This window comes from Paenibacillus sp. J5C2022 (assembly GCF_025567625.1).
Classification (GTDB): domain Bacteria; phylum Bacillota; class Bacilli; order Paenibacillales; family Paenibacillaceae; genus Pristimantibacillus.
Genome location: NZ_JAOQJC010000010.1, coordinates 112899 through 138419 on the forward strand (window position 1 = coordinate 112899; position 25521 = coordinate 138419).

The window sequence follows — 25521 nt, forward strand, 5'->3', positions numbered from 1 at the left end:
GAGATGAATCCAGATCAACTGCCGGCTCAAAGATGAATTTAGCAGTGGAGAGATTTTTATGATGAGAAGGCCGAGTTTAAAACAGAAGATATGGCTGTCTTACGGTTTGATGTTTGCCGTACCGTTTTTGATTTTGGGCAGCATTGTCTATTACAGCATGGTGATCAACTTGCAGCGCGAAATCGAGAAGAGCAACATTCGGCAACTTGGCTTGGTGCGCGACGAAATGGACAGTCTTATGCAGGAGATGGATACGCTGGCTACTCAACTGTCCTTGGATCCTAAGCTTACGCCTTATTTGGTCAGCAAATCCGGCTACTCTTTGCTGGAAACCGTTCGTGAACTGAATCGTTATCAATCCTACAACCCGCATCTCGAAGATATTTTGATATATTATTACGGCGACCCCAATATTTACTCCACCACCGGAACGATGTCGGTGGATATATTGTCCAGCGAATTTTACAGTTTCCCCGATCGAAATCTGTCAGATTGGCTTGAGCGATCGGATGTTCAGCCCGCCTCGTCTTTCATAAAGGCGATCAACTTGAAGGACAGAACTGAGAAAAAACGAGATTCAAACTTGATCGCCTATGTTTCACCCATTCCAAGAAGCACGTTTCTGCATTACGGAAAGGCCGTGCTCATGCTGAACGGAGACAGTCTGACGAACCAGATCGATAAACTGCTGGGGGATCTTCGCGGAAGCATCTTTGTCCTTGATGAGAGCCGACAGGTGATGGCATACAAGAACAATAGTCTGCCTGTCGGACAAACGATCATTTCCGATGTATGGCAATCGGATTGGTCGCCGGGGCTTAGGCAAATCCATTGGAAAAAAGAAAGCTATTCACTCGCATATGCCAAGTCGGAACGTACGGGCTGGTCGTATGTCACCCTGATGCCCACGAAACAGTTTCTTTCGCGCGTTATTGATATGAAGATGTTTGTTTGGATTGTTTTGGGAATGATGGTTTGCCTCGGATTTGTCGGTTCCCTTGTCATTTCGCGGCGTCAGTACCGACCGATCGGCAGCTTGTTTCAAAGTGCGCTGACGATTCGCTCCGGGTCTTCCGGACATCGGTTGGAAAGCGAACTCGATTTTATCGGAACTACGTTGCAAACGACTTATCGCAACAACCTCGAATTGATCGAGCAAGTCGATCTGCAAAAGGAGATCGTGAAAGAAAAATTCTTCCTGAATGTGTTGGAAGGAAAGCTTGAATTGCAGGAGCTTGAAGACGGGATCAAAACATATAATCTGAAATTGCAGGGCAATCTGTTTTTTGTGCTGACAGTAGATTTGGAGAACGGTCCGGATGACTTGCTGTCAGCTGATAAAAAGGAAGAGATTTCGAGCGCTCTGAACCATTTCACGGTGGATCGAGGCACTGCTTATGGCGTGATGTTGGACTGGGAAACGAGGATGGCGCTAATTATATCGGTCGAACACGAGGAAGATGAAATCAGACAGGTCCAATTGAATGTGGTGAGGAAATTGCAGCGACTAACGGCAGAGCGAGTTGGTACGCCGCTTACGCTGGCTGTGGGACAAGCATACAAGCAACTCCACTGGATCAATCGTTCTTTTATCGAAGCGTCAGGTGCAATGGCGTTCAAACTTCGGGAAGGCAGCGGCAGTTTGATTTTCTTCGATGAGATCGAAAATAGTTTGCATGACGATCTATGGTATCCAGTAGAAGAGCAAGTCAGGTTTGTACAGAGCTTGAGGCAAGGGGATGCAGAGATTGCTTCGGAAACGCTGCAGCGCATCATAGCCAGCATCGCGGAAAGGGAGCAGTCGATGTTGATGCTCCGTTTAATTTGCTCCGATCTGATCAATTCGGTATTCAAAACGATGAGAGAGATGGGGTTCGTGGACATATCGGATCAAATCCGGATGGTTGCGAAGTATGCTTCGCTGAATGATTTGGCAGCGCGGCTGCGGCAAGTGGTCGAGGACATATGCGAGCATGTCGTCCATAATCGGGAAAGCAACAATACCCGCTTGAGGGATGCAGTCATTGCCGAAATAAATGAGCGGTATCCTTCCCTTGATTTTTCGTTGGAACAATTGGCTATGCATTTTCGATTATCCTCCTCCTATTTGAGCAGGTTTATCAAGGAACAAACGGGTATGACATTTACCGATTATGTTCAGCATTTGAGGCAGAATGAGGTGAAGCGTCTACTTGTCGAGACGGATATGCCGGTGAAGGAGATCGTGGGACGCGTCGGGTATATCGGTGTTTCCAAGTATATCGAGAAATTTCGCAAACAGGAAGGCATAACGCCGGGCCAATACAGAAAACTGTATAAGAAAAAATGATGCAATGAGGCCGGATGTTCTTCCGGCTTTTTTATCGTCACTGCGGCAATATCAACAGAGGGATATCGAACGAATGGCCATTGTCATGAACGGAACATGCGAACGCTCAATGGTATATATACGCCGGGCACCACGATACGTATACTTCTGAAGTGTGGCCGAGGTCACACGAAGGAGGTGAAGATCATGTTTGTCTCGCGACTGAAGCGAACCTGGCCGCTATATGTACTGGTGTTGCCGGCGATCGTGCATTTCGTTATCTTTCAATACGTTCCGATGTACGGGGTTCAAATCGCTTTCAAAAACTATTATGTGACCAAAGGAATATGGGGGAGTGAATGGATCGGTTTCGATCATTTCGAACGTTTCTTCCAATCCTTTTACTTTTGGCGGCTAATTCGGAACACGCTGCTCATTAGTTTATATCAATTGGCCTTATTTCCGGTGTCGATTATTGTAGCGTTGTCATTGAATGAGCTTGTCAATGGATGGTACAAGAAAACAGTACAAACCGTTACCTATGCGCCTCATTTCATTTCTGTCGTCGTGATGAACGGAATGCTTATTGCCTTCCTCAGTCCTTCTACCGGGATCATTAACAAGTTTATCGAGTGGCTTGGTTTTGAAGCGGTTTCATTCATGACGGAGCCTGTATGGTTTAAAAGTATCTTTGTTCTGTCAGGGGAATGGCAAAATCTTGGATGGGGAGCGATTATTTATTTGGCGGCTTTGGTCGGCATCAATCCGGAACTGCACGAGGCGGCCAGAGTGGACGGTGCCACCCGGTTGCAGCGTATTTGGCACATCAATATTCCAGGCATAATGCCAACAATCGTTATTTTGCTTATTTTAAATGTCGGCAATTTCATGACTATCGGTTTTGAACGCATATACTTGCTGCAAAATTCCCTGAACATGGAAGCCTCTGACATCATTCAAACCTATGTTTACCGCAGCGGTCTCCTGGAAGGGCAATACAGTTTCTCAAGCGCAGTGGGACTGTTCAACTCCGTCATTAATCTGATTTTGCTGCTTTCCGTAAACCATATTGCCCGCAAATTAAACAGTACGAGCTTGTTATAGAAGGAGGGTGAGCGCTTGCGACAGTCTCTATCGGATAAACTCTTTACAGTATTAAATTTTGCCTTCACGTTGCTGATGCTGCTGGTGATTCTGTATCCGATTATTTACATTCTCAGCGCTTCCGTCAGCAATCCGCTAGATGTGAATTCAGGGAAAATGTGGCTATGGCCCGTGGACATGACATTTGAAGGGTACATGCGGGTGTTTGACAACCGAGAAATTGGGATGGGCTACCTGAACACGAGTGTTTATACGTTGATCGGTACTGTAATCCATCTTGCGCTGCTCCTACCTTGCGCATTTGCCTTGTCGCGCAAAGATATGCACGGAAAGGGGATCATCATGCTATTTCTTCTGCTGACTATGTTTTTCAGCGGTGGGTTGATTCCCAATTATTTGTTGATCAAGGAGCTTGGTATGATGAATACCGGGTGGGCGGTGATGGTTCCCGGGGCGATAAGCATTTGGTCAATCGTAGTGACGCGCACGTTCTTTGCGATGAATGTGCCGCAAGAACTGCAGGAAGCGGCCGAAATCGACGGGAGTCATTTGTTCGGTGTGTTCTTTCGAATCGCACTGCCGCTTTCAGGACCGATAATCGCCGTTATGTCACTGTTTCATGCGGTCGGGTTATGGAACCAGTACTTCTCGGCATTGCTGTATTTGTCCGATCGCAGCTTGTTTCCCTTGCAGCTCATTTTAAGGGAAATTCTCATTCTTCAGGAAATGAATACCTCGATGATGATGAGCGGGGATCAACTGGAAGGTTTGGCAGAGCAAGCGAGAATCGCGGACATTTTGAAGTATGCCGTCATGATTATTTCCGCTTTGCCGCTGCTTGTCGTATACCCGTTTCTGCAGCGCTTTTTTGTAAAGGGTGTGCTGATTGGTTCACTGAAAGGTTAAGGTTTGTTCGAATAATCAAAAGAAGAGGTGGCACAAATGAAAATCAGCAAATGGTGGGTGCCGTTTATGGTGGCTTTATTGATCGCTGCCGTCGTAGCGGGCTGCTCGGACAACAAAAAAAATGATTCTGGCAGTCACGTAACAGCAAATGAAACGCCAAGCGGATCGCCCAACGCAACATCCGATAACAAGGGGCAGAGTGATCAAGAGCAGTTGCCGGCTAATTTGAACGAGGCAGAATTTCCTATTGTGAAGGAGCCGATTACGCTTGCCATGATGGGAGCGAAGACAGCGAATCAACTGGTTTGGGAAGAGATGGCGTTCTTTCAGGAAATGGAGAATTTGACCCAGATCCGTTTTGAATTTGATACGCCTGCGGCCGAGAACTACAGAGAAAAGCTGAATCTGAGGTTTGCGAGTGGAAATTTGCCTGATGTGCTGTTCGGAGCAAATCTGCTGCCGGAGAATGAAATCTTGTTCGGCAGCCAGGGGCAATTGATTCCGCTGGAAGGTCTGATTGAGGAATACGCGCCGAATATTCGGAAGCTGCTTGATGATAATCCGGACATCCGCAGTAATCTTACTACGCCGTCAGGACACATTTACTCCTTGCCGTTCGTGGACACTCCCGGCGCCTTCGGCGTCTATCCGAAATTATGGATTAACGAACGCTGGCTGGAAGCGGTACAGCTTCCAATGCCATCTACGGTCGATGAATTATTCGATGTACTCTTGGCGTTCAAGGAAAAGGATCCGAACCAAAACGGTCAGCCTGATGAAATTCCTATGTCGTTCCATCTCGTGCCGGGAAGTGGCGTTCCAGATATCCAATCCTTCTTGTTCAGCGCTTTCGGTTTTACCGGACCGGTTACGGTGGATGATAGTATAGTGCGTTTCGCGCCGTTTGAGCCTGAATATCGATCATATCTTGCTTTTATGAATCGACTATATGCCGCAGGATTGATTGATAAGGAAGGTTACTCGCAAACCGTGCAGCAAAAAAACGCGAAAGGGAACAATAGCACGTTGGGCATTTTTTCTGCCGGAGGAGCTTTCCAGGTTGTAGGCAACGAGTTGGACAAAAATTATAATCTGTTGCCTCCGCTTGTTTCCGAGGCGAACAAGCAGCCGTTCTCCATTCGCGGCAACAATTTGATCAGAGGCACTTTCGCTATTACGTCCAGCAACGCTTATCCCGAAGCGACGATTCGCTGGGTGGATCATTTGTACAGCAAGGAAGGGGCGATACTGGCCGCGCAAGGGATTGAAGGCAAGCATTTCGAATATGTGGATAACGGTCAGGGGCTGAAAGCCTTAATACCTGAAGGGGAAAACCCGGCGCAGTTTCGTGGGACGATATCGCCAAACGCAGGAACATTTATTCCACGCATACACGAGCCGGTACAGAAGTTGAATCAATACAAGATAGAGGAAACGAATCCGCTTAACCATCATATTGCGGTTGAATCAAAGCTCAAGCTCGAACCGATCGCCCGGGACGCATTCCCGCTGACTTACTTCACGCTGGAAGAGCAGCAACGGTTAAAGGTGCTGGAAGTGGACATTACGTCCTATGTGAATGAAATGTCTGCCAAATTCATCGTTGGCGATACTTCTCTTGACCAATGGGATGCCTATATCAGCACGCTGGAAAAAATGAATGTGCAGGAATATGTAGATATTTATCAACAAGCTTATGATCGCTGGAATCAGGGGGGCTGAACATGAGGAAAAAGTTGCTGATTACGGCATTGGTTTTTGTGTTAAGCGCATCGGCTTCTGTCGCTTCGCCGGTAAGTGAAACAGTGAGCTACAGCGGATTTGCCGGCTTTACTTCTGTTGATTATACTAGTGAATTTCATGGCTATCAGAAGGCTATGAATCGCGATTTTACCAATTACGGATTTAATTTCGGAAACGAATCTGAACATCTGATGAATATTGTCTGGAGCAGCGACATGCGTTTTCGACTGGCAGATTTGGACGGTGATGGCCTGGACGATGCGTTGTACTACCATATTGGCAGTGGACAATTGACCTGGTTCCTTGGCTTGGGCAACGGCACTTTTGGAGCCGCAAATATTTATATGTGGAGTACAGGCATCAACGGCGGCTTTTTGGCCGGTGATTTCAACGGAGACGGTTACGCTGATTTGGGAACGGTTCATCTGACGGGCACTGGCGCCGATGTCACGATCGGTTATGGAGACGGAATCGGAGGCTTCGGCGGAACAACGACTGCCGTGAATGTGCCGATTACGGGCGGCCAGATGGAAGTCGGCGATGTTAACGGGGACACGTATGCCGACATCATTGTTTATTCCGCTTCAACTGGAGCTGTCGATGTGTGGTTTGGCGACGGCGCGGGAGATTTCCCTGTAATATCCGGTGTCAGCACAAACTGGTCTGGAGTACCGGTTGGGGGTCAATTGGTCGTTGGGGATCTGAATCAGGATCGTCTAGTTGACATTGGTCTGTATCGCAGCAGTTCGCATTCGACCGGTTATGCTTTCCGCATGGGCCGAGGGGACGGTACATTCGGGCCCAAGCCGAGTGAACTCGGGACTCTCAGCGAATATCATCTGAGAACGCGGCATACTTGGAACAATCCTGCGGCTATTGCCCGTATTGGACAGATCAATGCCGACGGGGCAGCCGATCTCGTGGAATTTATTCCTGGCAATCTGTATTTCAGAGCCAGATTTGCTACAGGGCTTGCTGCTTATGATTATTCCGCTCATTTGATCAAGGATGGAAGCGGTTACCGAATGTGGACGGGAGGTCGTTGGAAGACGGTGGATCAGAATGGCGACCCAATTCTGGTCGGCGGGGAAAATCTGTATGACGGAGACCATATTCTTTATTCAAGTTCGGCTGATGGCTACACTTGGTCCCGGCAAATTGAGCGTCCCGTCTTCTATAAGGGGCAGGAAATCGGTTTTACCGGTTGGTGGACGGATAATACGCTGGAGCCGGAAGTCATCAAAGTGAACGGAACTTATTATATGTTTTGGCAGGCGCAGATTTTCCCGGGAGATCAGGTGGACACCGGAGAGACCGCCACTGTATTGGCCGACCGCATTGGGCTTGCCACTTCCACAGACGGGGTGAACTGGACTCGCAAGACCGATCGGGGAGTTGTCGTTAATTTGACTTCGCCGGCATCCACGAAGCTGACGCATCACGAAATGGTGTATGTGCCGGATGATGAGGATGGAAAACCGTGGTGGATGTACGTATTCTACTTTGTGGATGGAGAGGCGCAATCCCATGTTAGAATCCGTTCGGACGATCCGACGACTTTCGATTGGCTGGAGCACGAAAGCACGGATGGCATGGGACAACTCGGCAACCAAATCGGCTATGCCAATGAAGCCCCCGGAGGGCGGGTGTTTGTCCGCATTACGTTCGTGAACAATCCGTCGACCAATCAAAGGCATCCCACCATTGAGCTGTCCAGGGACGGGTTGATATGGGAGCGTGATGCTACGCGTCAATATCCGATGTTGGCTACCAGCGATGGCCCTCTGGAGAACAGCAGCGTGTTCTTTCTCGGCTTGTCGACGATAGACGGAACAGGTCAGCTGGAATATTTGGGGAACGACACGTTCCGCGCATTGTATGTCGCCGCCACCTCTGAGGGGCCGACGGCACCGGCAATATTCAAATCCGAAATCGGTTTGGGTGAAGTACAGTTAAGGTTCCAATGAGTATGACGCAGCCGAATATTTTACTCATCGTGTCGGATCAACTTCGTTATGATTGCATAGGTTTTAGCGGTCGATATCCGGTTAGGACGCCGAATTTGGATCGGTTGGCTGATGAAGGTGTCTGGTTCTCCAACGCCTACACGCATATTCCCTTATGCTGTCCGGCGAGACAAAGTTTACTGAACGGCAGGCGGCCCGAGACTTTCGGGTCGCTCTGGAATTATGATCTCGGTCCACCGACACCGGCGTTGGGGCCGGATATGTATGCATGGCCAAGAGAATTGAATCGAATCGGTTATGCAACGGGCTACCTGGGCAAGTGGCATGTGCATCCAACGTTCGATCCTACAAGTTACGGATATGACGATTATGTTTCCCTGCAGGACTATCAGCAGTTTCGGCAAGCGAACTATGGCCCGCCTGCATATAACAATGGATTTTTTGGCGAAACGGACCCTGTGCCGATTGATGATGCGCGCACGCACTGGATGGCTGATCAAGCCATCTCGTTAATTGAACGATACGAGTGCGAGCATAGCGGCCCATGGCATGTTCGGCTTGACTTTGACGAGCCGCATCTGCCGTGCAGACCGAGCGAGCCATTCGCCTCCTGGTACAAGCCGGATGAAGTGCCAAGATGGGATAGTTTTAATGAGCGATTCGAGAACAAGCCTTACATTCAGAAGCAACAGCTGCTGAACTGGCAGGTGGAACACTATGAATGGTCGGACTGGTCGCCGACGGTTGCCCGTTATTATGCGGCCATCAGTCAGATGGACGATGCTGTCGGGAAGATCATCGACTTCCTGAAACGCTCGAATTTGAGCGAACGCACTATTGTGATTTTTACTGCCGATCACGGCGATATGTGCGGCGCTCATCGGATGATGGATAAGCACTGTATCATGTACGAGGATATTATGCGCGTCCCTTTGATCATAAGCGGACCGGGGATGCCACACGGCCAAATTCGTCAGGAGCTGGTGTACAATTTGCTTGATCTTCCGCCAACCTTGTCCGCACTGGCCGGGTTTGAACCGGGCAAGTTTCAGGGAAGATCGCTGAAGCCTTTGCTGGATCCCTTGTATGATGTCCTGGCGCAAGAATGGCGAAAGGAAATTGTTTCTACTTATAATGGTCAGCAATTTGGACTGTTCATTCAACGGATGATAACGGACGGGTGTATGAAGTTGGTATGGAATCCGACCGATGTCGATGAGTTATATGATCTGCAGAGCGATCCCGCTGAATTAAACAATCTAATCCATGATGCCGATTGGACAGATCAAATCCGGGCGCTTCGAAAACGATTGTACGAGATCCTGTTGCAAGAAGGGGACAGCGTGGTGGCGAATCCGTGGATCAAGCAACAATTGCTGCAAGGAAGGAAGCTCTAGGATGGGACAATTCTTGTACGAACAATTTCTCAATCCATCGAATCAATTTCGAGGCAAGCCGCTCTGGTCGTGGAACGGTGAACTGGATGAGGAGCAGTTGATTAAACAAATTCATGATTTCAAAGTAATGGGATTCGGCGGGTTTTATATGCACGCCAGAGTTGGTTTGAAGACGAGATATCTCAGTGATGAATGGATGAGGCTGACTCGTGTATGTGCGGAAGAAGCGCGGCGAATCGGGATGGAAGCGTGGCTTTACGATGAGGATCGCTGGCCAAGCGGTACAGCCGGGGGGATGGTCACAAGCGAACCGCGATATAGATTGAAATTCGTGAGAGCAGATTGGATGGAACCATCCACTTTCGAATGGACAGCTGATACGATTGCCGCTTTCCACTGTGAATTGGATGGCAGCGATGTACGCCATTGCGCGCGGATCAAGCGGGGGGAATCGCCTGTCCCGACGTCGAGCCGTAAGGTACTGGCATTTACCATCACGGAGATGGCCGCTTCCTCGTTCTACAACGGGGCAACTTACCTTGATACGCTGAACCGTGAAGCAACAGAACGCTTCCTAGAGATGACGCACGAAAAGTATCGTGAAGGTTGCGCCAATCTGTTCGGAAATGCGATCCAGGGCATCTTTACGGACGAACCGCATCGCGGCAGCGTGCTTGACGGATTCGGCATTACGAATCCGGACAAGGAGAGGCATTTGCCGTGGACTTACGATCTGTTTGAACGGTTTCAGGACACATTTGGCTATGATTTGACGGACCGCTTGCCGGAGTTGTTCTATCGAAATAATGGTGAATCGGTTTCTGCGGTGAAATGGCATTATATCGAATTGCTGCAACGCATGTTCCTGGAGAACTTTGCAATCCCCGTGCAGGAATGGTGTACCAAGCATGGGCTTCGCCTGACCGGGCATATTCTCCATGAGGATTCGCTTACGGCGCAGACCGTCATGTCGGGTTCGGTCATGCGCTATTATGAACACATGGAGGAACCGGGCATTGATGTATTGACTGAGGGGAATCGCAGCTATTGGGTAGCCAAGCAGCTTTCTTCTGCTGCGAGGCAATTGGGAAAGAAATGGCTTTTTTCCGAGCTATACGGATGCACCGGCTGGCAAATGCCATTTCAAGGACACAAAGCGACGGGAGACTGGCAGGCGTTGTTCGGGATTAATGCGCGAAGCCATCATTTGACCTGGTATACGATGGAAGGGGAGTCCAAACGGGATTTCCCGGGAAGCATTGGTCCGGCCAGCGCCTGGTGGCGGGAGTATGAGAAGGTGGAGATGTATTTTTCTCGCCTAGGGTCCGTGATGTCTCAAGGAAAGGAAATATGCGATATCCTCGTCATCAATCCTGTGGAGAGCGTATGGTGTCAAGTGTATTGCGGCTGGTCATCGTCGCTTGCCGCCGTCTCGTCTGAGGTTATTCAAATCGAGCGGCAATATAAGGAGCTCTTCCACTTTTTGGCGGGGGCGCAGCTTGACTTTGATTATGGAGACGAGCATTTGTTGTCTCAATACGGTTCCATCTCGCAGGATACTTCGGGTGTTCCTGTGCTGCAGGTGGGTAAGTCATCCTATCGTGTCGTTGTCGTCGCGGGCTTGGTGACGATACGTTCTTCTACATTACGATTGCTGGAAGATTTCCTGAATGCGGGAGGGCAAGTTGTAACTGCTGCAGCCCCGCCTGCTTATGTGGATGCACAGCCTTCGCAGACAGCTACCCAACTGTTGAAGCGAGGTGATCAGGTGGCCTGGGACGAGGAAGCGATTGAGGATGCCTGCACCCCTTATCAACGAGTAACAATAGAGGCGTTCGACCCTGTAGCGAATGAACGAATAAGGGATTTGTTCTGCCAAGTGCGCGAGGTTGATGAAGGATACTTGGCGCTGTTCATGAATATGGATCGCGACAACTGGCATCGCCAGGTGCGTTTGCGCTTTAGTTTACACGGCTCCGTGGAGCAGTGGAATGCGCTGACGGGGGGGCGAAATCGAATCTCTGCGACTAGCGGGGCACACGGTATGGAAATTACGACCGATTTTCCGCCATCCGGGGAACGCTTGTACTTTATCCGTACCGATCAGAATCCGGCAGCAACACTTCCTCCGTATCAGCCGGTTTATGAAGAGCATGTGGAAGGGTGCTGGGAAGGACCGTTTCCTTATCGGCTCAGTGAGCCGAATGTATGTGTGCTTGATCGAGCGGAATATCGGATTGATGAAGGGGAGTGGCAGGCAGAGATCGACATTCTGAAGGCCGATCGGATGATTCGAGATAAGCTTAAGACGGATTGGCGAAACAACAAGATGGTGCAGCCTTGGTATGCGCTGGAGCACGGTCTGTGGCCGATTGCAATGCTGGGCAGTATCGCGCTTTCATTTGCATTCATCATCGAACAACTGCCACAGGACGAGCATGGGAATGAGCGGACTTGGTATCTGGCGGTAGAGAAGCCTGAGCAATTTGCCATCTCCATCAATGGAAAGCTATTATTGGCAACTCCAACGGAGGAGCATTGGGTCAATCATTGTTTCAAGCTGTTACCCTTGCCTGTCTCCATGCTGCGAATCGGTGAAAATCGGATTACGCTGGAAACTGCGTTCCATGAACGCGTCGATTTGGAGCCGCTTTACATTTTGGGCAGCTTTGGAGTCCGATTGGAGGGCACAAAGAAAATTTTGACGCGTCTGGCTGATACGATGGCAGTCGGCGATTTGGTCGGTCAGGGGCTTCCATTCTATGGGGGAATGATTACCTTTCGAATCCATACCGACAAGCGGCGAATGGTGAATGCGCCTATGGGCGCAAATGAGATTGTGAACATGGACGGGAACGAATCGGATAGTGTTGTTCACCTGCTGCGGCTTCCGTCTGTCAACGCAGCTTGCGCCAAGGTGGTATTCGAAGAAGGCGAGGAGCAATTGATGCCCTGGACACCATTTGAAGCTGATATTACGGGGCCGGTGCGTGCTAAGGCTGGTTTTGAACTTCAACTCTATATGACGCGCCGCAATACCTTTGGTCCGCTCCACATGGTTCCTGTTTACAGCAACGCGTATTCACCGGATCATTTCCATACGGAAGGCGATCGGTATTCCGATAGTTATGTGTTGTGGCCAGCCGGTATTTCTGAATCGCCGCAGCACATTGTGCGGCGTCGGGTTTCGGAAGCTATTCGTTCGGAGGGAGAGGGAGGATGATCCATCGATGAACCAAGTAGAGGCTTTTTGGCACCCCGCACCGTCTCGATGGCAAGATATTTACGTTGCTTTTCGCACGACCATCACATTGGAGCATCCAGAGCCGATCACCATTCGGCTGTTTGGATGCGATATGTACCGCATATACTGCCAGGGCCGTGAAATTGGCGAAGGTCCCCCGCGCTTTGCGCTTGGGCAGCCGGAATACGATACGTACTTGCTGGAGCTTGCAGAAGGCAGACATGAATTGATTGTCACTGTACATTATTATGGCGTACCTACACGGATAACGGCCAATAAACTTCCGCCTTTTCTTCAGGCCGACGTGCGGGATTCCGGTGGAAAGCCGATTATCCTAACGTGGCTGTGCAGGGAACTCGATGCTTATTTGCCGATGGGACGCAGGGTGAATGGACAACTCGGATGGGCGGAACGTTGCGATACACGGCTGCTTCCCGAGTGGAACGTTGACGAGAGAATGGAAGCCCCTGATGAATCGTTGATGTGGCGACCGGTTAAACCTGTTGATCCGTGGATCGATCTGGCGCCTCCAATGTTTCGCCCAGCAACGGCTGAACGCCGTTGCCACAGCTTATCGGTGAAGGCCGCGCAGATAGGCGCAGGTCGTTATGTGAACAGATTTGGCTATGAAATGGATGATCCTCCGGTCCGCTTCATGCTCCGGGAGCTGCAGTCAACGTTGTCTCCGGATGGTGTGTGGTTTCGGTTCGATTTAGGCAAGGTGGGGCTGTATCGTCCTTCCATTATTCTGGACGTGCCGAAAGGAACGGTGATAGAAGCCGGCTATAGCGAATTTTTGACAGATGAGAGAGTGATGCCGGTAATCTCGCTTTCTGCCAGCCAGTCTTGTCATATGGACCGATGGATCGCACGCGGAGGCAAGCAGACCTTCTCGACCTTCTCGGCACGAGGGTTTCGTTTTCTGGAGCTGCATGTTGAAGCACCTCCTGAACAGGTTGCGGTGCATGAAGCGGCAGCCTTGCAACGATCTTATTTCGGTTCGCCGGTTGGCCGATTTGAGAGCTCGGATCCGCTCTTGAACCAGATTTGGTCCATGTGTGTGGAAACTTTGCAATCATGCAGTGAGGACGCACTTACCGACACACCAACGCGTGAGCGAGGACAGTGGCTGGGCGATGCAGTAGCGGTAGGGATGGAAGTGCTGGAAGCCGCTTATGGCGATTTGTCATTAATTCGCAGAAGTCTTGAACAGGCCGTGCTTTGCAGACGGGATGACGGGATGATTCCGGGATGCTACCCGGGGCAGATCATTCCGGTGTCTTCATTCGCCATGCTGTGGGTATCCGGGTGCATGCGATATTACGGATTGACCGGTGATCGTCACTTCATTCAGTCTCATTTCGCTGCTGCCAATGAAGTTGTTGACCTGTATTGGTCTTGTTTGACCGAGAACGGCATTGCCCGTTTTCCATATTGGGATTTCGTTGATTGGGGCCATATGGTGACGAAGGATGAAGTGAACGTTGCGTTGAACGTGCTGGTCTGGAAGGCAATCAGTGATTTAACAAATTGGGCGGAGATGCTTGGCGATAAACAGCAGTTCCGCCGCCGGTCCGAGCAACGTGATCGGCTTACGCAGATAATATTGGACAAAATGACCGGAGCGAATGGGTTGCTGCTCGCTTCCATTCCAGTCCAGGCGGCCGATTGCTCTGGCCAATCGAATACGTTCGTGGAAAATCCTGGTTTTCATGCCAATGTGTTTGCGCTGCGATATGGCTTATTAAGCGGTGATTTACGTGCACGAGCAGTTGACTTAATCAAGCGGCATATGCTGAATTGTTTTCCGAATCGGTCGGACGCTCCTCGTTTGTCTAATCCGGCAGCGAATGATCGGCAGCTTATTACGCCGTATTTTGGGCACTACGCACTAACAGCGCTGTTGGAGCAGGATGAGGCGGCGTTCGTCATTCAACAGTTTCGAACCTGCTGGGGGTGGATGCTGGAGCAGGGAGCGACAACATTGTTCGAGGTATTCGATCATCGATGGAGTCACTGCCATGCCTGGTCCGGCTGCCCGTCATGGCAATTATCCAATTACTTTCTCGGCTTGCAGCCGAGAGGTGCAGGAGAAACGCTGGCTTTCGACTTCCGTTTGCATACGGGAGGGCTGACATATGCTTCCGGGACAAGGCCAATTGTCAATACGGATGGCACGGTGAGGATCGCGTGGCGGCAAACAGAGAAAGGAATCTACTATGAATGTGTCAGCGACAGGGAATTGGTTGTCTTTCTTCCTGCAGACCTCCCCTATTCCGTCACTTTGATTGACGGGGAGACACAGGTCGCCGCCGGAGGTTATTTCCGTACGATGGGTTTCAAAGCGATTTTGAGCGATTGGGTATCCTGAACCTCTGACTCTGAAGTTTCTTGATAGCTTGAAGAAATACATCAAGCAGGCAACGAACCCCAGTATGCATTTATCGCTCCACAATAACTTCATTTTTTCTGGAGCCTTCCTCCAATCTATTAAACTAGAAAAGTGGAAGTTGCTCCAGATGGAATGGATTGAAATGGCCATTATCCATCCAATCGGTATACCTCTCCAACAAGCTATGAAGTTCCTCTAACTTGACGAAGCGGGAGAAGTGCTGCACCTCTCTTCCCTTGAAGAATAACAGCAGGACAGGGGCAGTAAGCACCAAATATTCGGAAGCAAGCTCCGGTACATCCTCCACATACACATATCCGCTATGTACCAGGCATTTTCTCCACCATACTTTCCACTTTAGCCTGGATGGCCTCGCATACGTTGCAATGCTCCGTTTTCATCAACAGCGGCATCAGTCGATGTTCCTCAATTGCCGCTCGCACTTCCTTTAACTGCTTTGCGCGGACGTCTGTCAGCAATGCAGCCATCTGCACGAACGTCTACGCCGTTTTCTGCACGGGCGGTCTCTTGCAGGCGATCAGGTTGCCGAGCCTAGTGGCGTCTGGTCGTTGGAATATACGGAGAAATCGTTGTGAGGGCGCCAATACGGTGACATCTAACCGATAGCATATATCCGGGTTGACCCGGTCAAGTCAGGTATGGTAGAATTCGGTTGGGTTAATTGATAATAAGTATCATTATCAAGTTATCATAACTTTGTCAAAACCGAATGAGGATTAGGAAGGAGAACTGGATGTTGAAAACAAGAAGATTGCTGCTATGGGCTGCGCTGCTCGTATGCATGGTATTGGTCGTGAGCGGTTGCGGTGCAGAAGGAAATGAGAATGTTGCAGGTTCGAACGGAGGCGATGTGCAGAAGCAAGAGGATGCACCGGGCAACGAGGTCAATGAGCAGGATGACAGCAAGCAGGAGAACGAATCCGGAGATGTTCGCATCTATGAAAGCATCAACGGTGCGATTGAGCTGCCTGCCAATCCGGAGCGGGTGCTGCTTGCCGTACAGGATTATGTCGGCGATGTGCTGGTGCTGGGCGTGAAGCCGATCGGTGTGGCCGGCTGGATATCGGAGACCTCGCCATATCATAAAGAGCTGATCAAGGACATTGAGAACGTGGGCGAGAATAGAGAAGTGTCGGCGGAGAAGGTCATTGCGCTGGACCCCGACGTTATCCTTACATACGATCAGAACAGCTATGAGGAGCTGTCCAAAATTGCGCCGACTATCGTCATTCCGCTGGAATACGGCTACGAACAGCGGGTGACCGAGATTGGCAAGGTGCTGAATAAAGAAGCAGAAGCGGAGAAATGGATCGACGGTTTTCAACAGAAAGGCGCAGAGAAAAAGGAAGAGCTGTTAAAGGCTATTGGCGCCGACGAGAAAGTCGCTATCGTTGAATTGAGTGCCAAGGAAATTTATCTGATGGGCAAAACCTATGGCAGAGGCGGGCAAATCATCTATGAAGTGCTGGGACTGCACGCTCCCGCCAAAGTGGAGGAACTGGCTTTCGAAGCGGGCTGGGCAGGCATCTCGCAAGAGTCGATTCCGGAAGTGCTCGGCGAGGCGGATCATATCTTCCTCGGCGTCCGCAATGACGCATCGGAGATGGAGAGCCAGATTATGAACAGCAAGCTGTGGCAGAACTTGCCTGCCGTGCAGAACGGCAAGGTGTATCCGTACAGCGTCGACGCATTCTACTACAGCGATGCGATTGCGCTGGAGCATCAATTCGATCAGATTGTCAGCGAGCTGATATCACAATAGCGGAATGATTATTGGGCACGCATCGAGCATTGCTTCGGGGTCGCGCCCTTTTTTTTCTAATATAGCCCCGCCAACCGAGGCTCTTTCCTCCCCAACCGCACCCCCCGTCCAGCCTAAAGGTATGTCTGAAAGCAACCAGCTGCATGAAATCTTCTGCATGAAATCTTCTTGCATGCTAATACGTATTAGCATTATAATATTGTCAATTCTGCTAATACGTATTAGCAGAATTGACTGATTGAACTAAACCACTAAGTATCATCAGTGGGCATTGAGCAGTACTGCAACTGCATCAGTTGGACGAAATGATTGTCCGAGAGCAATAAAGAGCAATAACGCAATATTATTCAGCAGACTAGCGGACTCAATCGTTATTACAATCGCAGCATAACAGCGAGCTGCAGCAAGAAGGTGGGACAAAAGGCATGAGCATGAAGGAAATCGCCCGACAGGCGGGCGTGTCGCAAGGGACGGCATCGCTGGTATTGAACGGCAAGGGCGATCAGTACCGCATTGCGGCAGCGACGCAAGAGCGGGTGTTCGAGATCGCCCGGCAACTGAATTATCAGCCGAACATATCGGCGAAGCGGCTCAGGAGCCAAGGGGAATCGGTCGTCCCGATTATCGCTTTATTCTGGACGATGGACACTCGCTGGGAGCTGATGGGGCGCTTCTTGAAAGGCGTGCAACTGGCGGTAAGCCAACTGGAGACGGAGCATGAAATATTGATTCAGCCCTATGTCAGCTCGCGGCTCTCCGATGTAAAAAGTTTGCTGACCCGGACGAGATTCAACGGAGCGATCATTGCCAATCCGACGGAGGAGGATGAAGCCTATCTGGAAGCAAGCGACATCCCGGTGCCGATCGTTCTTGTCCAGCGGGACTCCGGCAAGTACAGTACGGTGAACGTGGACAATGACGAAGCAGGCAGGACGGTAGCGGGCTTGCTGGCAGATAGGGGCCACCGGGAGGCAGGGCTTCTTGTGCCGGATGTGTCTTCGAAGGCGGTGCAGCTAAGGCGGTACGGATTCCTGGAGGAATGCGCCGCCAGAGGATTGCTAGTGGCCGGGGGCCATACGGTGCTGGAGGACTTCTCGGAGGAGGGCGGCTATCGCGGAGTGAAGCGGATGGCCGAAGGCGGCTCCTTGCCCGGCGCGCTGTTCTGCTTAAGCGACCAGATGGCGGTAGGGGCGCTTTGTGCGCTTCATGAGCTCGGCATCGCGGTGCCGGGCGGGATGGAGATCGTCGGGCACGATGACTTCGAGACGGCAAAGTACAGCATTCCGGCGCTGACCACGATTCATCTGCCCGTGGAACAGATGGCCGCATCGAGTGTCCGGCTGCTGGTGGACCTGATGAGCCGCAAGGCGAGTCCGCCGGTATCCGTTCAGTTCCAGCACCGGCTGGTCATCCGGCAATCGTGCGGAAGCCCGACAGAGAAGTGGAGCAGGACCAATTCTGAAGGATGAAAGGGGAATGGGAAGATGGCACAATGGTATTCAAGGGAAGCGGGCGGCAAGTTCGAGGGGGTATTCTCCTTGCTGCTGACGCCATTCCATGAGAATGGCGAAGTGAACTGGCAAGCTTACGACCGCTATGTGGAGTGGCAGCTGGAGCGGAAGCCGCATGGACTGTTCGGCGTCTGCGGCAGCAGCGAGATGAAGTGGCTGACGCTTGAAGAGCGCGAGCAGCTGGCGAGCAGGGCGGCGAAGCTGGCTGGGAACGTCCCTGTCGTCGTCACAGGCAATCTGGGCTCAGATCCGGCAAGCCACGGAGAAAAGGTAAAGCGGATGGCGGATACAGGGGCGGCGGCCATTGTGCTCGTACCGCCGGACGGCATGGGCGTTGATCAGCAGGCTCTGGGCGACTATTACGCCAAGCTCGCGGACAGCGCCCCGATCCCTTGCCTCGTCTACGAATGGCCGATGGTGCAGGCTTATCTGCTCGACACGGAGGTGTACGAACAACTGGCGAATCATCATAATGTATGGGGGATCAAGGATACGACCTGCACGAGAGAGGGCATTAAGGGCAAGATCGACGCCGCTCCCGACAGTGTGGTCTATCAAGCCAATCACCCTTACATGCTGGAGGCCGTACGGATGGGAGCGCGGGGCATTATGGCAATCTCATCGGCATCTTCAGCCGATCTGGTTCTGGACTTCTGGCAGAAGGCGATCAGGCAAGACCCCGAGGCCGAGCGGCTTCATCGCGAGCTGGTCGTATTGGACAGCATGCTTACCGGCGGCGGAGCCTACCCGATGACTTCCAAGCTCATAGCGCAGCTGCAAGGCATGGACATCGGATTGACCTGCCGCAATCCCGTCAGGCTGAAGCCGGATACGGCGCATGCGGTAAAGGCTTGGTATACAGGCGGAAGCCGCGCTTGATCGCCAAGCTAGCCTGAACATGGAGTCATTGTGCTTTCTTGGAGGGCTGTGGTAGACTCTCTCTTAAAAAGACACTGGCCGGAAGGTGATGAGGGCAATGCTGACAATGCTGGTTGTCGACGACGACAAGTTCGAGCGAGAAGGCGTGAAATTCCTGGTGGATAAGTACGGTCTGAACACGGCAATCGTTGAAGCGGACAGCGGTGAGAGCGCGCTTGCATATATGGAACAGAACGAGGTGGATATTCTGTTCACGGACATCCGCATGCGGGAGATGGATGGACTTACGCTGGCCGAGAAAGTGCGGGATATGGGCCGGCAGACCAAAGTCATTTTTATGAGCGCATACGGCGAGTTCGAATATGCGAAGCGCGCCATACATTTGAAAGCGGTTCAATATATTTTGAAGCCGGTGCAAGTCTCGGAATTCGTCAACGTCGTAACCGAAGTGATCCGCATGTGCGAGGAGGAACGCCAATCGCGCAACACTGCGAGGCTGCACGGGTCATCGGGAACGGCTCCGAAGGCCGACGAGGGGCTATCGAAGGCGATCGAGCAGGTCGTTCGCATTGTTGAGGAACGATACGCTTCCGATTTGTCGCTGGAAGGGCTCGCCGAGCAAGTGTACTTGTCGCCCAACTATTTGAGCCACTTGTTCAAGAAGGAGAAGAAGATAAGCGTCAATAAATATATCACGCTATTCCGCATGAACAAGGCCGAGGAGCTGCTAAGAACGACCAATCGCAAAATTGTCGATATTGCCCGGGATGTCGGCTATCATAACTTTCCTTACTTCAGCTCTCTGTTCAAAAACCGCTTCGGCGTATCTCCGTCCCAGTACCGGGAAGAGGCCTAAGCGATGATACGGGCAGTATATCGCTATTTCAACCATTTGAGATTTAATCGGAAGCTGTTTCTCTCCTACTTGCTCGTCGTGATCATTCCCGTATCCGTATTGGGCGCATATGCTTACTGGCAATCCAAGACAATGCTGAACATGCAGATGCTGCAGGGGCTGGACAAGACTGTGAGCACTGTATCTGAGAGCATGAGCCGTTCGACCGGTCAATATAATCATCTCCTTCGCTCGATGCTGTTCAACGGGACGTTCCAGAAGATCGTCACGAACGATTATATTGATCTCGTCAACTTGTCCCGCGATCTGCAGTCGTATTTATCGCCTTACGTCACCATGATAGCCAATCTGGATCAGGATGTGGAGAAGGTGACTGTCTATGCGCAAGGCGATGTGCCGGAGTATGGCAATCTGGTGCAGTCCGCCGGCAGGGTGCGGGAGGAATGGTGGTACGACGAGGCCACCGAAGGGACAGGCAGCGAAATCCGCTGGTTTTATGACGGAGAAATTTTCGCAACGGGAACGTTTCCCATTCTATTCTCACCGGACCGTCACTTTGTCTATATGCGAATCAATGAAGACAGCTTCTTCAAGCCGGTGTCAGAGCTGACGAATGAATACGGGATTGCCATTGTCGACCAAGAGAATCAGATTCTGTACGGCAACTATGGCGAGTGGGGATTGGCGGCCGATGACATCGCGGGATTGATTGGCCTGCATGACAGGGAAATCCTGATCGACGGGAAGGAATTTCTTCTTGTCAGCAAGCAAGTGGAGCATGCCGGCTGGACGATTTATTGCTTCGTGCCGATTGCGCAGGTGGCATCCGATGCGGGCTCGATTATTCGCGCCACCCTAGTCATTATTGGCGTATGCATGATCACTTTGCTTGCCATTATTACGATATTCTCGAAGACGATGCTCAGACGGATATACAAGCTGAATTCCTTGATGAAGCGGGTAGAGGTCGGCAACACCAATATCAGGATATCGAGCGATTCCAAGGACGAGATCGGACAATTGACGAATCAGTTCGGCCATATGCTTGTGCGCTTCAACGCTTTGATTGAGGAGTCTTACCGGAGCAAGATCAAGCAGCAGGAAGCTGAGATGAAAGCGCTTCAGTGGCAGATTAACCCCCATTTTCTTTACAATACGTTGTCGTTTATTAACTGGCAGGCGTTAAGGAACGGCGCAGAGGATATCAGCCAGGTCGTTACGGCTATGGCCAGGTTTTACCGGACGGCGCTTAATCGGGGCCATAACATGATTACGGTTCGAGACGAGCTGGACAATATTATGTCCTATATTGAGATCGTACAAGTGATGAGCGAATATCGGTTCGATGTGGAGTACCGGTTCGACGAAGCGGTGTACGAGTACTCGACCATTAATTTGATTCTTCAACCGCTTGCCGAGAACGCAATCAAGCATGGCATTAAGCAGAAGCGAGAGGGAAGCGGCCTGTTGAAGGTAAGCGCCAGACTGGTCGGAGAGACGATCGTCTTTGATATCGAAGATAACGGACCGGGCATGTCGCCGGAGACTGCGGATGCGATATTGTCGATGAACTCTTCCGGTTACGGGCTGAAGAACGTGCATGAACGATTGCAGCTGCTGTTCGGAGCGGCCTTCGGCGTATCCGTTCATAGCCGGCTTGGAGAGGGTACATTGATGCGAATCACCTGTCCGCAGTATAAAACAGGTTCAAGTTGAATAAGAGGGTATAGCGAGATTCGAGAAATCTGCCTTTTCGGGCAGATTTTTTTCTTTTCTCCAAAACGCGTAAAATACTGAATCATTTCAGAAGGATTTGATAATTTCATCGGAGATCGTCTGTGATAAAGTTTGAAGTGAACAAGAAAGCGCTAACATTAGAGGGGGGAGTGCCTATGCAGCTGGGAACAGCACCGCAGCCAATCAAGCGGCTCATGAAAGGGGAGAGGCGAAAAAAGATCAGACAATACCGTATTTTGTTTATGATGCTGATACCGGCCGTTGTCTACTTTACCGTGTTTCACTATTTGCCGATGTACGGGGTGCTGCTGGCATTCAAGGATTTCAAAATTACGCAAGGCATACTGAGCAGCCCTTGGGCGGGATTCCATCACTTTACCACCATTCTTCACGATTCTTATTTCTATACGGTGCTAAAAAACACGATCGTCATCAGCGTATACAAGCTCGTATTCGGATTTCCGGTACCCATTCTATTCGCGCTGCTGCTTAGCGAGATGACGAGTGTCAAGTTTAAAAAAATGGTGCAGACCGTTTCCTACTTGCCGCACTTTATATCCTGGGTTGTATTGGCCGGCATTTTTTTTACGATTTTCTCGCTCGACGGACCAGTGAACGGCATCATCAAGCTGTTCGGCGGCGACCCGCTGCTCTTCTTGGCAGATGACCGCTATTTCCGTACCATTCTGGTCGTTACGCATATTTTTCAAGGGTTCGGCTGGGGCTCCATTATTTACTTTGCCGCATTGTCGAATATCGACCCTCAACTGCACGAAGCGGCCGTTATGGATGGCGCCGGAAGATTCAAGCGAATGTATTACATCTCGATTCCGATGCTTACACCCGTCATTGCGATCATGCTGATCTTGTCCATGTCGGGCATACTGGATGCGGGCTTCGATCAAATATTCAATATGTACAATGTGAAAGTATACAACGTAGCCGATATTATCGATACTTACGTCTATCGCAAAGGGCTTGTCGAGATGAGCTACAGCTATGCGACGGCGGTCGGATTGTTCAAATCGGTTGTCGCGCTGCTGCTGATTCTTGCCGTGAACAAGGCGGTGAAGCTCATCGGCGGCAAGGAGCACGCTCTGTGGTAATCATAACCGGCAAGGAGAGAAAGCGATGATTCATACGAAGAAAACAACCGGCGATCGCCTCATTGACGTCTGGCTGGCGATCATTCTGGCGGGCATCGCGCTCATTACCCTTTATCCGTTCTGGACGCAAGTTGTCATCTCGCTGGATGGGGCCGGCGCCGACAGCGCAGCTTATTCTTCCGGAGTGATTCTGTTCCCGAGCGAACTGACATTCGAAAGCTATAAGCTGGCTTTTCAGTTCGATGCGCTATGGACCGGTTACCGGAATACGATCGTACGGACCGTATTGGGGGTTGCACTATCTGTCTGCTTGACGTCCATTACGGCTTATCCGCTTGCCAAGAGCGACCTGCCGTTCAATCGCGCGATAACCGGCTTCATCTTGTTCACTATGCTGTTCTCCGGCGGGATGATTCCGATTTACTTACTGATCAAAGAGCTGAATATGCTCAATACGATCTGGGCACTGGTTATTCCGACGGCGATCGGAGCGTTCAACGTGTTGATTATGCGGAATTTCTTCCGCGGTATTCCCGGGGAGGTCGAGGAGTCGGCCAGAGTGGACGGAGCAGGCTACTTCCGAATTTTTCTGCTGATCATCTTGCCGTTATCCAAGCCCGTCCTGGCGACAATTGCGTTGTGGGTAGCCGTCGGCCATTGGAACGCCTGGTTCGACAGCATGATCTATGTGACAGATCCCGATAAGCAAGTTCTCCAGATTGTGCTGCGCAAAATTATTATTCAGAACAACATGGCTGACATTAACAGCGTCATTCAAAACATCGGAAAGACAACGGTGTTCTCCGGCAGGCAGCTGCAAGCGACGGTCGTCATGTTTTCGATCATCCCGATGCTGATCGTCTATCCGTTCATCCAGAAGTATTTCGTGAAGGGCGTCATGATCGGCGCAATCAAAGGCTAGTACATGCACGGCAATCCATGAATGAAAAGAAGAAAGGGTGGTTCGAGTGAATAAAATAATCAAGTGGCAGTCATTGCTGTGTTATGTCATGATCGTATCCTTGCTGGCGGCATGCAGCGGCAATGCGGGGGAGAAGTCCGGCGGCTCCGGCTCGGATAATCGTCCTGCGAATACAGGAAAGGGCGAAGAGCAAGCGGCGGAGAAGACGAAGCTGACCTTCTGGAATCTGGATGAGAATGTAACGGAGTCGGCCGGACTCAGTTATGTGGAAGAGAAGTTCGATGTAGAGATCGGCTTCATTAACGCTTCGCGGGAAGCGATGAAGGAGACGCTGAACTTGAAAATCGCTTCCGGCGAAATTCCGGACTGGTGGAAAGAACCGTCGTTCACAGACTATGACAAATTCCTGCAGCAGGAAGTGGCGGCGGAAATTCCGCAAGAGCTTATTGAAGAGCATATGCCGAAATATATGGAATGGCTGAAGCGATTCCTCGGCGAAGACCCGTTCAAGTATGTGAGAAGAGACGGAAAGATCTATGGGCTGCCTGTCATCTGGGATATCGGCATGGACGGACTGGGCCTGGCATTTCGTGAAGACTGGCTCAAGAACGTCGGTATCGACAAAACGCCGGAAACGATCGAAGAGATGGAAATCGCCTTAACCAAGTTCCGGCATGATGATCCCGACGGGAACGGCAAGAAGGACACGTACGGCATAACGGCCCAAGGCTCCAACATCGAAGCGATATTCAGCTCCGTATTCGGCGCATACGATGCGTATCCGAACATCTTCCGGGAGAAAGACGGGCAGATCGTGCGGGGAGAGATCGAACCGGGGGCGAAGCAAGCGCTTGAAGTATTGCATCGCTGGTACCAGAATGAATTGATCGATCCCGAGTTCGTCGTGAACAAGGGCGAGAATGTAGAGGACAAGATGATGACGGATAAGATCGGCGCCATTGAGTACTACTGGTGGGCTTTCCTGCCCGGCAGCGCTTTCCTCGGGGGCGAGCAGTGGTACGACAAGCTGAAGAGCAAGCATTCCGACTTCAACTTTGCCATTACCGGCGGAGTGAAGGGGCCAGACGGCAGCTACGGGCTGTCGCAATACAATCCGGCATTCGCCTCCGGCGTCATGTTCGGCAAGCAGCTGGCGGACGACCGCGACAAGATGATCAAGTATATGCAAGTATTCGAAGCCAGCCAGTTCGATCCGGAGACGTATGAGATGTTGAACTTCGGCGTGAAGGATACCCATTGGAAGTTGTCCGATCAGGGGACGGTTGAATTTATAGCGCCATATACCGATGAGGATGAGCGAAAGAAAGCGGGACTGGTCGGTTATTCCATGGCAGGCTCGTTCAACGATTACGAGTTCCAGACTTCCTATACGTCGGATAAGGAATTGCGGCAGCTGGCGCAGCAGACCCGTGAAGCGATGACGAGAAATATCGATATTCTCGCTCCTTTCAACAAGCCTGTCTATAACGAAGTGCAGGATAAGCTGGAGCAGTATACGCTTCAGACCTTCATCGACTTCATTACCGGGCGCAAGTCGCTGGCTGAGTTCGACGACTTCATAGCGGATTGGAAGAAGAATGGCGGAGACAAGGTGCTGGAGGAAGCTCAGCAAGTGTACGAGGAGTACTTAAAGTAATCCAATTGA

18 protein-coding genes are annotated in these 25521 nt (G+C 50.9%); 16 read left to right on the top strand and 2 right to left on the bottom strand.

Features of this window, described 5'->3' with window-relative positions; translation table 11 throughout:
* Window positions 1-58 precede the first annotated feature (58 nt).
* The 8 genes from M6D81_RS10320 to M6D81_RS10355 all read left to right on the top strand — a co-directional run bounded on the left by M6D81_RS10320 (window position 59) and on the right by M6D81_RS10355 (window position 15040).
* Window positions 59-2329, top strand: a complete 2271-nt coding sequence (locus M6D81_RS10320; RefSeq protein ID WP_262676798.1) for an AraC family transcriptional regulator — start codon at window positions 59-61, stop codon at window positions 2327-2329.
* Between the two features lie 186 nt (window positions 2330-2515).
* Complete coding sequence (locus tag M6D81_RS10325) at window positions 2516-3412, top strand: ABC transporter permease (RefSeq protein ID WP_262676799.1); 897 nt, start codon at window positions 2516-2518, stop codon at window positions 3410-3412.
* Between the two features lie 75 nt (window positions 3413-3487).
* Window positions 3488-4318 carry a carbohydrate ABC transporter permease gene (locus M6D81_RS10330; protein ID WP_262676859.1) on the top strand — a complete coding sequence of 277 codons (831 nt, stop codon included), beginning with the start codon at window positions 3488-3490 and terminating at the stop codon, window positions 4316-4318.
* 36 nt (window positions 4319-4354) lie between these two features.
* The gene (locus M6D81_RS10335) at window positions 4355-6040 is read left to right on the top strand and encodes an extracellular solute-binding protein (protein WP_262676800.1); all 1686 of its coding nucleotides are present in this window, start codon (window positions 4355-4357) and stop codon (window positions 6038-6040) included.
* A 2-nt stretch (window positions 6041-6042) separates the two neighbouring features.
* Window positions 6043-8028: an FG-GAP-like repeat-containing protein gene (locus tag M6D81_RS10340; protein WP_262676801.1), complete on the top strand. Its 1986-nt coding sequence runs from the start codon at window positions 6043-6045 to the stop codon at window positions 8026-8028.
* Window positions 8029-8030: 2 nt separating this feature from the next.
* A complete protein-coding gene (locus M6D81_RS10345; protein ID WP_262676802.1) occupies window positions 8031-9425 on the top strand; it encodes a sulfatase family protein in 1395 nt (464 codons plus the stop codon).
* A gap of 1 nt (window position 9426) precedes the next feature.
* Window positions 9427-12648, top strand: coding sequence for a glycosyl hydrolase family 2 protein (locus M6D81_RS10350; protein WP_262676803.1), 3222 nt, complete (start codon window positions 9427-9429; stop codon window positions 12646-12648).
* Window positions 12649-12655: 7 nt separating this feature from the next.
* Complete coding sequence (locus M6D81_RS10355) at window positions 12656-15040, top strand: alpha-L-rhamnosidase-related protein (RefSeq protein WP_262676804.1); 2385 nt, start codon at window positions 12656-12658, stop codon at window positions 15038-15040.
* A 124-nt stretch (window positions 15041-15164) separates the two neighbouring features.
* On the opposite strand, the gene M6D81_RS10360 is transcribed toward M6D81_RS10355, so the two are convergent.
* Window positions 15165-15368 carry a thioredoxin family protein gene (locus M6D81_RS10360; protein WP_262676805.1) on the bottom strand — a complete coding sequence of 68 codons (204 nt, stop codon included), beginning with the start codon at window positions 15366-15368 and terminating at the stop codon, window positions 15165-15167.
* Window positions 15369-15381: 13 nt separating this feature from the next.
* Window positions 15382-15549 carry a hypothetical protein gene (locus tag M6D81_RS10365; protein WP_262676806.1) on the bottom strand — a complete coding sequence of 56 codons (168 nt, stop codon included), beginning with the start codon at window positions 15547-15549 and terminating at the stop codon, window positions 15382-15384.
* 266 nt (window positions 15550-15815) lie between these two features.
* Between M6D81_RS10365 and M6D81_RS10370 the strand changes: the two genes are divergently transcribed.
* The 8 genes from M6D81_RS10370 (at window position 15816) to M6D81_RS10405 (ending at window position 25512) form a co-directional block, all read left to right on the top strand.
* On the top strand, window positions 15816-16844 hold the full coding sequence (locus M6D81_RS10370; protein WP_262676807.1) for an ABC transporter substrate-binding protein: 1029 nt from the start codon (window positions 15816-15818) through the stop codon (window positions 16842-16844).
* Between the two features lie 425 nt (window positions 16845-17269).
* A complete protein-coding gene (locus M6D81_RS10375) occupies window positions 17270-18313 on the top strand; it encodes a LacI family DNA-binding transcriptional regulator (protein WP_262676808.1) in 1044 nt (347 codons plus the stop codon).
* Between the two features lie 15 nt (window positions 18314-18328).
* Window positions 18329-19234 carry a dihydrodipicolinate synthase family protein gene (locus M6D81_RS10380; protein ID WP_262676809.1) on the top strand — a complete coding sequence of 302 codons (906 nt, stop codon included), beginning with the start codon at window positions 18329-18331 and terminating at the stop codon, window positions 19232-19234.
* Between the two features lie 97 nt (window positions 19235-19331).
* Entirely contained in the window at window positions 19332-20090 is a 759-nt protein-coding gene (locus M6D81_RS10385; protein ID WP_262676810.1) for a response regulator transcription factor, read from the top strand.
* Window positions 20091-20093: 3 nt separating this feature from the next.
* Window positions 20094-21806, top strand: a complete 1713-nt coding sequence (locus tag M6D81_RS10390) for a sensor histidine kinase (RefSeq protein WP_262676811.1) — start codon at window positions 20094-20096, stop codon at window positions 21804-21806.
* Between the two features lie 176 nt (window positions 21807-21982).
* A complete protein-coding gene (locus M6D81_RS10395; RefSeq protein WP_262676812.1) occupies window positions 21983-22933 on the top strand; it encodes an ABC transporter permease in 951 nt (316 codons plus the stop codon).
* Between the two features lie 25 nt (window positions 22934-22958).
* Entirely contained in the window at window positions 22959-23855 is an 897-nt protein-coding gene (locus M6D81_RS10400) for a carbohydrate ABC transporter permease (RefSeq protein WP_262676813.1), read from the top strand.
* Between the two features lie 46 nt (window positions 23856-23901).
* On the top strand, window positions 23902-25512 hold the full coding sequence (locus tag M6D81_RS10405) for an extracellular solute-binding protein (protein ID WP_262676814.1): 1611 nt from the start codon (window positions 23902-23904) through the stop codon (window positions 25510-25512).
* Window positions 25513-25521: the final 9 nt, after the last annotated feature.

What these genes read in the sequence shown, in the direction of transcription:
- M6D81_RS10320 (WP_262676798.1), top strand. Translation starts at nt 59, where the DNA reads ATGATGAGAAGGCCGAGTTTAAAACAGAAGATATGGCTGTCTTACGGT.
- M6D81_RS10325 (WP_262676799.1), top strand. Translation starts at nt 2,516, where the DNA reads ATGTTTGTCTCGCGACTGAAGCGAACCTGGCCGCTATATGTACTGGTG.
- M6D81_RS10330 (WP_262676859.1), top strand. Translation starts at nt 3,488, where the DNA reads ATGCTGCTGGTGATTCTGTATCCGATTATTTACATTCTCAGCGCTTCC.
- M6D81_RS10335 (WP_262676800.1), top strand. Translation starts at nt 4,355, where the DNA reads ATGAAAATCAGCAAATGGTGGGTGCCGTTTATGGTGGCTTTATTGATC.
- M6D81_RS10340 (WP_262676801.1), top strand. Translation starts at nt 6,043, where the DNA reads ATGAGGAAAAAGTTGCTGATTACGGCATTGGTTTTTGTGTTAAGCGCA.
- M6D81_RS10345 (WP_262676802.1), top strand. Translation starts at nt 8,031, where the DNA reads ATGACGCAGCCGAATATTTTACTCATCGTGTCGGATCAACTTCGTTAT.
- M6D81_RS10350 (WP_262676803.1), top strand. Translation starts at nt 9,427, where the DNA reads ATGGGACAATTCTTGTACGAACAATTTCTCAATCCATCGAATCAATTT.
- M6D81_RS10355 (WP_262676804.1), top strand. Translation starts at nt 12,656, where the DNA reads ATGAACCAAGTAGAGGCTTTTTGGCACCCCGCACCGTCTCGATGGCAA.
- M6D81_RS10365 (WP_262676806.1), bottom strand. Translation starts at nt 15,549, where the DNA reads ATGGCTGCATTGCTGACAGACGTCCGCGCAAAGCAGTTAAAGGAAGTG.
- M6D81_RS10370 (WP_262676807.1), top strand. Translation starts at nt 15,816, where the DNA reads ATGTTGAAAACAAGAAGATTGCTGCTATGGGCTGCGCTGCTCGTATGC.
- M6D81_RS10375 (WP_262676808.1), top strand. Translation starts at nt 17,270, where the DNA reads ATGAGCATGAAGGAAATCGCCCGACAGGCGGGCGTGTCGCAAGGGACG.
- M6D81_RS10380 (WP_262676809.1), top strand. Translation starts at nt 18,329, where the DNA reads ATGGCACAATGGTATTCAAGGGAAGCGGGCGGCAAGTTCGAGGGGGTA.
- M6D81_RS10385 (WP_262676810.1), top strand. Translation starts at nt 19,332, where the DNA reads ATGCTGACAATGCTGGTTGTCGACGACGACAAGTTCGAGCGAGAAGGC.
- M6D81_RS10390 (WP_262676811.1), top strand. Translation starts at nt 20,094, where the DNA reads ATGATACGGGCAGTATATCGCTATTTCAACCATTTGAGATTTAATCGG.
- M6D81_RS10395 (WP_262676812.1), top strand. Translation starts at nt 21,983, where the DNA reads ATGCAGCTGGGAACAGCACCGCAGCCAATCAAGCGGCTCATGAAAGGG.
- M6D81_RS10400 (WP_262676813.1), top strand. Translation starts at nt 22,959, where the DNA reads ATGATTCATACGAAGAAAACAACCGGCGATCGCCTCATTGACGTCTGG.